Here is an 8,819-nt window from a genome sequence, read left to right on the forward strand (position 1 = left end):
TGCGGCCGATGACCTCGCCATGGTGCTGCAGGAGATCGTCGATCAGCTTGGGATCCTCGACCATCGGGCGAATGGTCTCGAAGCGACTGCCATCGAAACGCTCACCATTGATCGTCAGACCATCCACCACGACCTTCTTGATTTGCTCGCGCTGGATCTCCTGGATGAATTCGGAGTACCCGACCTGTTCGGTCGGGCTCTGCATGTTGAAGTTGTTGAATACCGACAGCAGAACCGCCGCAATCACCAGCCATAACAGTAAATTTTTCGCCATATCATTCAACGCTGTTTCCTCACCAATGAACCACCCTCCCGAGGGTGGACGTGACAGCCTGTTTCTCCCAGATTATAGCCGGTTATACGGATGGCCCCGGAAAGAGGCTCACTGCAGCGGCAGACAAAGACTCCCAATGTACACTACATGGGCCCTTCGCTCCACGTTTCAACCCTCGCCGGCACTGGCACGGAAATCCCGTGCCACAAGGTAGACTTCGCGAGAGCGTGGCCTCGATGCCTTGGGTTTGCGGGTCAGCACCTTGCCGAACAGCTCCCGGGAGTCGCGAAATATCTCGTCGAACCCTTCGCCGTGGAACACCTTGGCCACGAATGACCCGCCCGGAGCGAGCACCTGGCGCGCCATATCCAGAGCAAGCTCCACCAGGTACATAGACCGCGGCTGGTCGACGGCGTTCACTCCACTCATGTTGGGCGCCATGTCGGAAATCACCACATCCACCGGAGTGCCGCCCAGGGCCTCGAGAACCTGCTCGAACACCGCGTCCTCGGTAAAGTCACCGAGGACAAATTCCACCCCCGCGATACTGTCCATGGGCAGGATGTCCGAGGCCACCACGCGGCCGTGGTGGCCAACCAGGTGCACCGCCACCTGGGACCAGCCGCCGGGGGCGCTGCCCAGGTCAAGCACCGTCATGCCCGGCTTCAGCAAACGGTCTTTTTCCTGTATTTCCAACAACTTGTAGCAGGCTCGGGAACGGTAACCCTCGCGCTGCGCGCGCTGCACGTAGGGGTCGTTGCGGTGCTCCCTGAGCCACGCCTTGCTGGAGGATGTCTTCCTGGCCATGAATGCCCTTGCTGCACCGGCTACTTGCCGGCGATGGTGGTGGATGCCAGAACTAGGCGTCAGGCCACGGCTTGTGTAGACTGAGCGCCCCCGAAACTCGCCATTGTAACGCGGAAACCCCATGAGCAAGAAAGCCAGTCTGGACCACAGGCAACTGCGCGCCATCGGCCACAAGCTGAAGCCTGTGGTCACGGTGGCGGGCAACGGCCTCAGCGACAATGTACTGCAGGAAGTTCGCCGCGCCCTGGGAGACCACGAACTGATCAAGGTAAAGATCGCGGTCGGCGACCGTGACACCCGCGCCAGCGTTACCGAAGCCCTGTGCGCCGAGACCGGCGCCACTCTGGTGCAGAGCATCGGCAATATCGTGCTCCTGCTGAAGCGGGCCAAACAGCCGGACCCGCGGCTGTCCAACCTGATGCGCGCCCTGAGCTGAGCTGGAGGTCAGCCTGCTCACCCCCGGCGCGACCCTGCCGGCAGCCACCCAACGGTAAAACCATGTATACCGCCACCGCTTAATCGACCGCGGCAGCGGCCCATGCAAACCATTCTGCCAATCCACTATTCCCTCGCCGCCGGCGCTGGCCTCTAATTGGACCCACACTTTCTGCAGCGAAGGTCTTCTGATGTCCGAGACAAACGTACCCGGTTATACCGCCAACCAGCGCCTCCTCGATCCCCGCAGGCTGGGCACCACCACCATGCTAAGCAGCAGCTCGAAATACCTCAACCACCCGCGGCTGCGCCACTGGATGGCGGTCGAGAGCCTGCGCCGCAATGGTCCCGACATGGACCACTACGGCGGCCCGCTGGAAATCATTGATATTTTCCGCGAGCTGGACGACATCGACGAAATCAACCGCCTGTTCGCCGCAGCACGCGAGCGGGACCCGGCGCTGGATGAGTGGTTCGAGGCACGCTTCCTGGTGCCACACGATCTCGAGGCCCTGGCCAGACTGCCGGACGGCACGCTGGGCCGTGAATACCAGAAAATGCTCGCAGAACAGGGCCTGCAAGCGGATTTCCTGCCCTTCGCCAGCACGGCCACCGACTACGACTACTTTCACCGCCGCCACAGCCAGACCCACGACATCGAACACCTGGTCATCGGCTATCGCTACGACCCCCTCGGTGAATTCGCCCTCATAGCCGCCCGCGCGACCAACATGCTGAATGTGTTGGGACAGGAGCTCGCCGAGCACGTATCGGTGGTATCCAACCTGCTGCTGGGCAGCGGAATAGCCCGTTTCGGCTGCCACTACCCGCACTTGCTGCCGCCGCTGTACAAGGCCCTGGGAGAGGGACAGCGCATTGGCAGCAGCCTGAAAATACCGCTGTTCATGCCCCGCTACGAGGACATGTTCGAGTGGACCATAGCGGAGGTGCGCGAGCACCTGGGCGTGGTGCACGGCCCTGACTTTGAGGACACCATGTGGTCGCTGGGGGAATACTTCGACGCGGCCTGAAACCGTCGCTGGCCACCAGACCCCAATCGCGGCGGCCGCCGCTCCGGTCCGGGACTTACCGTCCGGGACTTCCCATACGCGGACACGGCCGCTAGGATTGGCCGCTGACTAACAGCGGACACGTTTTACCCATGGGAGACGTACTCAATTTCCCCTCCCAGCGAGCGCAGGGCATCGCGTGGCTGGACCGTGAACTGCGCAAATTGCTGGCCGCACGCGGCGCAGACCAGGAGCTGATCGATTTCGCCGCCACCCAGCTCACGGCCATTTATTCCGAACTGAGCGACTCCGAGCAGCAGAACATTGCCATCAGCCTGCCTCCTGGCCTGGGTGATGCAGAGCGCGAGCAACTCTACCATGCGATCAACGACGGCCTGTCCAGTATGCGCCGGGAGAACCACTCCCTGCTGGTACGCCTGATGGCGCGCCTGATACTGACGGAGCTGAAGCTGTTCCAGCACGAGCGGGACTAGTGCCCAGTATCCGTCCCCTGTCCCACCACGCCCGGCGAGCCCTCCACAACACGTCCTTCCAGGGCCTGACCCAAATCTGGTACCTGCTGCTGCGGGCCATCTACGTCATCTTTTTCGCGCGACTGGTTGGCCTGGAAGCTTACGGCCAGTACAACTATGCGCAGATCTGGTACCTGATCGCGCTCTCCGTGACCGGCTGGGGCATGCACGAGTGGCTGCTGACCCGCTGGCAGGCCGTCGACAAGGAGCAGCGCCAGGCCCTTGCGGACACTGGCCTGGCCCTGCGGGTCCTGCTTGGCACCGGAGGCACGCTGCTGGTGCTGTGCTGTGCGGTAATCCTGGAATCCGACCCGGCACTGCGCTGGCTGATCATGATCTACGCCCAGGGCGTGGTACTGCGCGGTCTTACCGCGTGGCTCCACGCCCTGTTTACCAGTCGTGAGCGCAGTGAACTCATCCTGTATACCAGCATGCCAGTATCGCTGCTGGAGGTGGTGCTGGCGCTGGGCCTGGCCTGGGCCGGCTACAGCCTGCTGGTCATTGCCCTGGCGCAAACGCTGTGCTGGTGGCTGGGCCTGGCGGCGACCTGGTGGGCCTATCGCCAACACCTGGGCTCCCTGCGCCTGAGCTGGCAGCCCGCCTTCGCCCGGGAGTTCCTCGCCGGGGGAGCGCTGCTGGCGCTGGCCTCGGCATTGCTCGCCTGGATGGGGCCGGGGCTGCTGGTCGCCGTGCGGCACTACATGGATGATGGGCCCACGCTCGGCGAGGCGGCCCTGGTCATCCAGGTATTGCTGATGCTCGGCCAGGCCTTGCGCATGGTGACCAATGCTACACTGCCCTTCCTGACCAGGCCCGGTGAGGATTTGACCCTGCGCCAGCGCGGTTTCGCCAGCCAGACCTGGCACGTGGCCCTCTACCTGGGAGGCGCGGGTTACCTGCTTGGCGTCCAGGTTCTGCCCTCCCTGACAATTCGCCTGCTCGGTGAATCATTCCAGCAGGCCGGCATTTTGCTGGCGCAGTTCAGCTGGATACTGATTCCGCTGGGACTGGTGCAGACCCTGCGCCTGTTGCTGATTGGTCGCGGCCTGTACCGGCAGTTTCTTCTCGCCCTGGTGCTTGGCGGTGCCGTCCTGGGGCTGGCAGTGGCGGTGCTTGTGGGCCGGGAAGCACTGTCCCTGCCGAGCCTGTTCACTGGCCTCGGACTGGCCTACGCGGCGAGCGTCGTGGTCATGCTCAGGCAACTGGCGACCGCCGGCATCGCGCTGTCGGCGGCAACAATCATCCGCGGCCCCCTGGTCCTGGCTGCGGCGGTTGCCCTGAGTCACATCGCCCAGCCGACAGTCTCCGCTGCCAGCGCGGCCCTGCTCGGGATCAGCCTGCTGGCGCTGGCAGCACTGCACCACTGGTGGCAGGAATCGTCTCGCGGTGCGGGATAACAGGTTACAGTGCACAGCGACGAATACCCGCGCAACGGAGTAAAAGCATGACCAGGCTAGTAATCCAGATTCCCTGCTTCAACGAGGCGCTCACGCTACCGGAAACCCTGGCGGACCTGCCTCCAGGTATCGACGGCGTAACCTCGATCGAAGTCCTGGTCATCGACGACGGCAGCACCGATAACACGTCTGCTATCGCGCGCGAGCAGGGCGTACAACATGTCGTCCGCCACACGCACAACCAGGGCCTTGGCAGGGCTTTTCGCACCGGAATGGATCACGCCCTGCAGCTGGGTGCGGACATCATCGTCAACCTCGACGCCGACGGCCAGTACTGTGGCAGGGATATCGCCCGCCTGATCGCCCCGCTCCAGTCTGGCAGCGCGGACATCGTCATCGGCGATCGGCAGCCGAGCCGCAACCCTGAATTCAGCCACCTGAAGCGCGTCCTGCAATGGCTGGGCAGCCGCGCGGTGGTGACCCTGTCCGGTATCGAGACGCCGGATGCAGTGTCCGGATTTCGCGCCCTGTCGCGGGATGCCGCGCTGCGCATGAATATTCTCTCCAAGTTCAGCTATACGGTGGAAATGATCATCCAGGCGGCACACAAACAAATGCGGGTCGTCAGTGTACCTGTCTCCACCAACCCGGCCCGGCGCCCCTCCCGCCTGTTTCGCAATCTGCCGCATTTTGTGAGCCGGCAGCTGATCACCATGCTGCGAATGTATGCGATGTATCGTCCCATGCGGCTGTTTTTCACTGCGGGCATCCTGCTCTCTTTGTTCGGTCTGGTACCGGTGCTGCGCTTCCTGCTGCAGTATTTCACCGGTGACGGCTCCGGCCACGTCCAGTCGCTGCTGCTGGGTGGCGTCCTGTTGACCATGGGCTTTGTCCTGTTCGTCGCCGGCGTGCTGTCCGACCTGATCTCGCAGAACCGGCAGATCCAGGAGCTTACCCTGGAAAAAGTGCGCCGCCTGGAGCTGGGCAACCGGCAACCGCACAGCGCCCATGACCGGCACTGAACCCGTAGTCCTGATTGGTCCGGGCTGGCCATTCAAGGGGGGCATCGCCAGTCATACCACCTACCTGTACCGTGCCCTGCGCGACCTCGGGCCCGCGCTGTTTGTCAGCCTTCGTCGCCAGTATCCGCGCTGGCTCTACCCGGGGGACAGCGACCGCGCTGCCGCGGACCTGACCCTGTTTGAGCCCGATGCCCAGCGCCTGCTGACCCCGCTTTCGCCGCTGGCCTGGTGGCGCGGTGCCCGCGCCATTGCCAGGGCCCAACCGGGGCACATCGTGATTCCGTGGTGGCATGTGTTCTGGACCCCCATGACCTGCGCTCTGCTGCTCCTGCTGCGCTGGCTATGCCCGAATGCCCGCATCATATTCCTGGTGCACAACGCGGTCGGGCACGAGGAGAACAGGATCGCCTGGCACCTGGCGCGCCGGGTACTGCGCCGCGGCGATGCCTGGATCGTGCACGCCAGGAGTGAAGCGGAAAAGCTGCGCGCAATGCTGGGCGATGTGCCTGTGCACTACCAGCCACATCCCGCCTATCCGGTTGCCGATGAGGCGCTGCCCGACCGCACCAGCGCCAGGGCGCGACTGTCCCTGGCGGACGCCCCGACCCTGCTGTTCTTCGGCTATGTGCGCCCCTACAAAGGCTTGGACACGTTGCTGCAGGCACTGGCGCTGCTGGGGGACTCGCCCCGCTGCCAGCTGGTGGTAGCCGGTGAGATCTGGGGGAATGCCGCCGCCTGGGACGAAATGGCAGAGCAACTGGGCATCTCCTCCCGGGTTCGATTCGAGAACCACTACATTGCGGAGGATGCGGTCGCCATGTACTTTGCTGCCGCCGACCTGGTGGTGCTGCCCTACCGGTCCGCCACCGGTTCCGGCGTAGCCCGGCTCGCCCACAGCCATGGGCGGCCCGCGCTGGTGACGCGCACCGGCGCACTGCCGGATGCGGTCGAAGAAGGGATAACCGGATATGTGGTGCCTGCGGAAGATCCCGCGGCCCTGGCACAGGCCATCCGGGGGTTTTTCGACGGCACCCCCCGCCTGGCCATGGAGCAGGCGGCACGCAGAAGTGCCCGGTCCGATGACTGGCACAGGCTGGCAAGGACCATTCTGGACGATTCACGGAGCGCGACATGAGCCCTGCCAAAACCTGCCTGCTGATTCTGGAGGCAGTGGAACCGGAGCTGCTGAGAGCCGGCATCGCGAAGGGCGAGCTGCCCAACCTGGCAAGCCTGTGCGCCAGCGGCTGGCAAGGCGACATCAACCTGCTTCCCGGCATTGGCGCCAACGCCCTGTGGCCATCGCTCTACACCGGACTGCCGCCGCAACACCATGGCCGCTTCTACCACCAGCAGCTGGAGGACGGCGGCTACAGCGCCCGTGAGACCCACCAGACTGCCAGTCTGACGCCCCCTTTCTGGGCCGCGCTGGCTGCACAGGGGCGCAAGGTGGTTATTGTCGACCCGCCAAAGGCGCCGCCGGCCCAGGGCCCGGAGCTGTGCCATATCTCCAACTGGCGCAGCCACTTCAGCTACCGGGGCGAACTGGCAGTCCACCCCGCAGGGCTGTCTGGCGAACTGACAGAAGCCGGTCTGCAATCGGACCAGTGCCCCTGCCTGGCACAGCGTTTCACCAGCAGTACCGGCTACGATGCCCGCAAGCTGAGCAAAAGACTGGAGGAAATGATCGCGGGCAGTCGCGACCTGATCCTGAACCGAATCCGCCACCATGACTGGGACTTGTTCGTGGCGGGACTGGGTGCGGGACATTGCGCGGGGCACCAGCTCTGGCATTGCCATGACCCGGAGTACCCCGGGCACATCTCTGCGGCTGAAGGAGATCTGCTGGGCGCAGTCTATCAGGCGCTTGACAGTGCGGCGGGGGACATCATCGCCAACCTCCCGGCAGATACCACACTGCTGGTTTTCGTCGGGCCCGGGATGGGACCCGGCCATGTGCATCCGGCGTTGATGGGACAGTTGCTGGACGCGCTGGATCCGGCGACATCCCGGGGACCCGGCAAGCTGCGCCAGCACCTGACGCAACTGTGGCGACAGCTCCCCGCTGGCTGGCGGCGGCGCCTTGTGCGGGCCGGACATTGGGCCGACCAGGGACTGCAGCGCGCCGACTTCAGGCACAGGCCCTGTTTTCCGGTTCTGACCAATGACAACGTGGGCGGGATTCGCATCAACCTCAAGGGCCGGGAAGAGCACGGCCAGATTGCCCCGGAAGACTACTCCGCCTATCTGGATCAGCTGGCAAGCCAGATCGCCGGTCTCCACAACGCCGAAACCGGAGAACCGCTGGTCACCTGCCTGGTGAAAACCCGGGAGCTCTACCCGGGCGGCGAGTTGGGGGCGATGCCGGACCTGCTGGTCGAGTGGAACGAAGGTGCACCCGTGCGCGCGGTCACCGGGCCCGGATTACCGGGGCTTGAGGTCACCTACCCGCCCAAGTGGAGCGGCGCGCACAACCAGCACGCAATGCTGATCCTGCGGGAAACCCTGTCCGGCCGGACCACACCGGGCGGCACGCTGCCAGCGGACAGCGGCGTTCTCGATATTGCGGCGACTATCAGCGAGGCCTGCGGGGGAGAGCGCCGCGTCGGCGAGGGCCGCTCCCTGCTACCCTGGCCGGTCGCCGAACCATCCCCTGAGCTCGCACTGCAGGCTGACGGGTAGCGTCAGCCGGGCCTCCGCGCACAGCACCCGGTTGGCCCGTCGCTCGCCAAACCGGGTCGCACGATAGCCATCCGCCAGCGTCAGTGACAGCCGCGGATCCACCGCCAGCTCAAGGTCCTGGCCATCCGGCAGGCTGATGCGCGCCCGCCGGGGACTGGTCACCTCAACCGCAAGGGCCGGATGCCAGTGGAAATACAGGGCTACGGCATGCGCCCCGGCACCCTCGAGCTGGTCCTGCAGCGCCAGGCATTCCGCGTCCAGATGCCATTCCCGCCGGTGGACCAGGGGCGCCCCGGGACGGCTGTAACCGTCGTGCGCGGCGTACAGCGTCACACTGTCGAGCTGCTGCGAATAGCCACTGTCCACAATGCGCGCTCGCCGTCCCAGCTTGAACAGGCCCCAGACATCGGAGGAATTCCCGTCGTCCACTACCACGGTGTTGTGCGCCGCAGTGCTGCGCTCATACAGGCGGGGGCCCGGCTCCTCATAGGTAGAGAGACCGGTGTCCACAAGTACCCGCTGGCTGGCCACAGAAAACTCGAATCCCAAAGTGCCCGCGTGCCCGTGACTGGCCGCATGGTCCGGCCCGGGAGGACCGACATCGGCAAGCAGCAGGGCCGGCCCGGCACGCAGGCGGCCGACACCTGAGGCGGGCAACCAGC

10 protein-coding genes are annotated in these 8,819 nt (G+C 64.8%); 7 read left to right on the forward strand and 3 right to left on the reverse strand.

From position 1 onward, the window contains the following. Together RJQ10_RS14885 and rlmE are read right to left on the reverse strand one after the other, a co-directional pair. A partial coding sequence (locus tag RJQ10_RS14885) for an ATP-dependent metallopeptidase FtsH/Yme1/Tma family protein (protein ID WP_350147984.1) occupies nucleotides 1–274 on the reverse strand: 274 nt, incomplete at its 3' end. Between the two features lie 168 nt (nucleotides 275–442). Next, nucleotides 443–1,081 carry a 23S rRNA (uridine(2552)-2'-O)-methyltransferase RlmE gene (rlmE, locus tag RJQ10_RS14890; protein WP_350147986.1) on the reverse strand — a complete coding sequence of 213 codons (639 nt, stop codon included), beginning with the start codon at nucleotides 1,079–1,081 and terminating at the stop codon, nucleotides 443–445. A gap of 121 nt (nucleotides 1,082–1,202) precedes the next feature. On the opposite strand from rlmE, the gene yhbY reads away from it, so the two are divergent. The 7 genes from yhbY (at nucleotide 1,203) to RJQ10_RS14925 (ending at nucleotide 8,157) form a co-directional block, all read left to right on the forward strand. After that, on the forward strand, nucleotides 1,203–1,517 hold the full coding sequence (gene yhbY / locus RJQ10_RS14895; RefSeq protein ID WP_350147988.1) for a ribosome assembly RNA-binding protein YhbY: 315 nt from the start codon (nucleotides 1,203–1,205) through the stop codon (nucleotides 1,515–1,517). 190 nt (nucleotides 1,518–1,707) lie between these two features. Further along, a complete protein-coding gene (locus RJQ10_RS14900; protein ID WP_350147990.1) occupies nucleotides 1,708–2,547 on the forward strand; it encodes a Coq4 family protein in 840 nt (279 codons plus the stop codon). A 131-nt stretch (nucleotides 2,548–2,678) separates the two neighbouring features. Then, nucleotides 2,679–3,020 carry a hypothetical protein gene (locus RJQ10_RS14905; protein WP_350147992.1) on the forward strand — a complete coding sequence of 114 codons (342 nt, stop codon included), beginning with the start codon at nucleotides 2,679–2,681 and terminating at the stop codon, nucleotides 3,018–3,020. Then, the gene (locus RJQ10_RS14910; RefSeq protein ID WP_350147994.1) at nucleotides 3,020–4,456 is read left to right on the forward strand and encodes an oligosaccharide flippase family protein; all 1,437 of its coding nucleotides are present in this window, start codon (nucleotides 3,020–3,022) and stop codon (nucleotides 4,454–4,456) included. The genes RJQ10_RS14905 and RJQ10_RS14910 overlap by 1 nt, the downstream gene beginning before the upstream one ends. Before the next feature lie 47 nt (nucleotides 4,457–4,503). Then, nucleotides 4,504–5,478, forward strand: coding sequence for a glycosyltransferase family 2 protein (locus RJQ10_RS14915; protein ID WP_350147996.1), 975 nt, complete (start codon nucleotides 4,504–4,506; stop codon nucleotides 5,476–5,478). Continuing rightward, nucleotides 5,465–6,613, forward strand: a complete 1,149-nt coding sequence (locus RJQ10_RS14920) for a glycosyltransferase (RefSeq protein ID WP_350147998.1) — start codon at nucleotides 5,465–5,467, stop codon at nucleotides 6,611–6,613. The genes RJQ10_RS14915 and RJQ10_RS14920 overlap by 14 nt, the downstream gene beginning before the upstream one ends. Then, a complete protein-coding gene (locus RJQ10_RS14925; protein WP_350148000.1) occupies nucleotides 6,610–8,157 on the forward strand; it encodes an alkaline phosphatase family protein in 1,548 nt (515 codons plus the stop codon). Before RJQ10_RS14920 ends, RJQ10_RS14925 begins: the two co-directional genes overlap by 4 nt. Here the strand turns inward: RJQ10_RS14925 and RJQ10_RS14930 are convergent. After that, nucleotides 8,101–8,819 (reverse strand): heparinase II/III family protein (locus RJQ10_RS14930; RefSeq protein ID WP_350148002.1); only part of this gene is annotated, 719 nt, incomplete at its 5' end. The genes RJQ10_RS14925 and RJQ10_RS14930 overlap by 57 nt on opposite strands.

The organism is Haliea sp. (assembly GCF_040222615.1).
GTDB lineage: Bacteria > Pseudomonadota > Gammaproteobacteria > Pseudomonadales > Halieaceae > Haliea.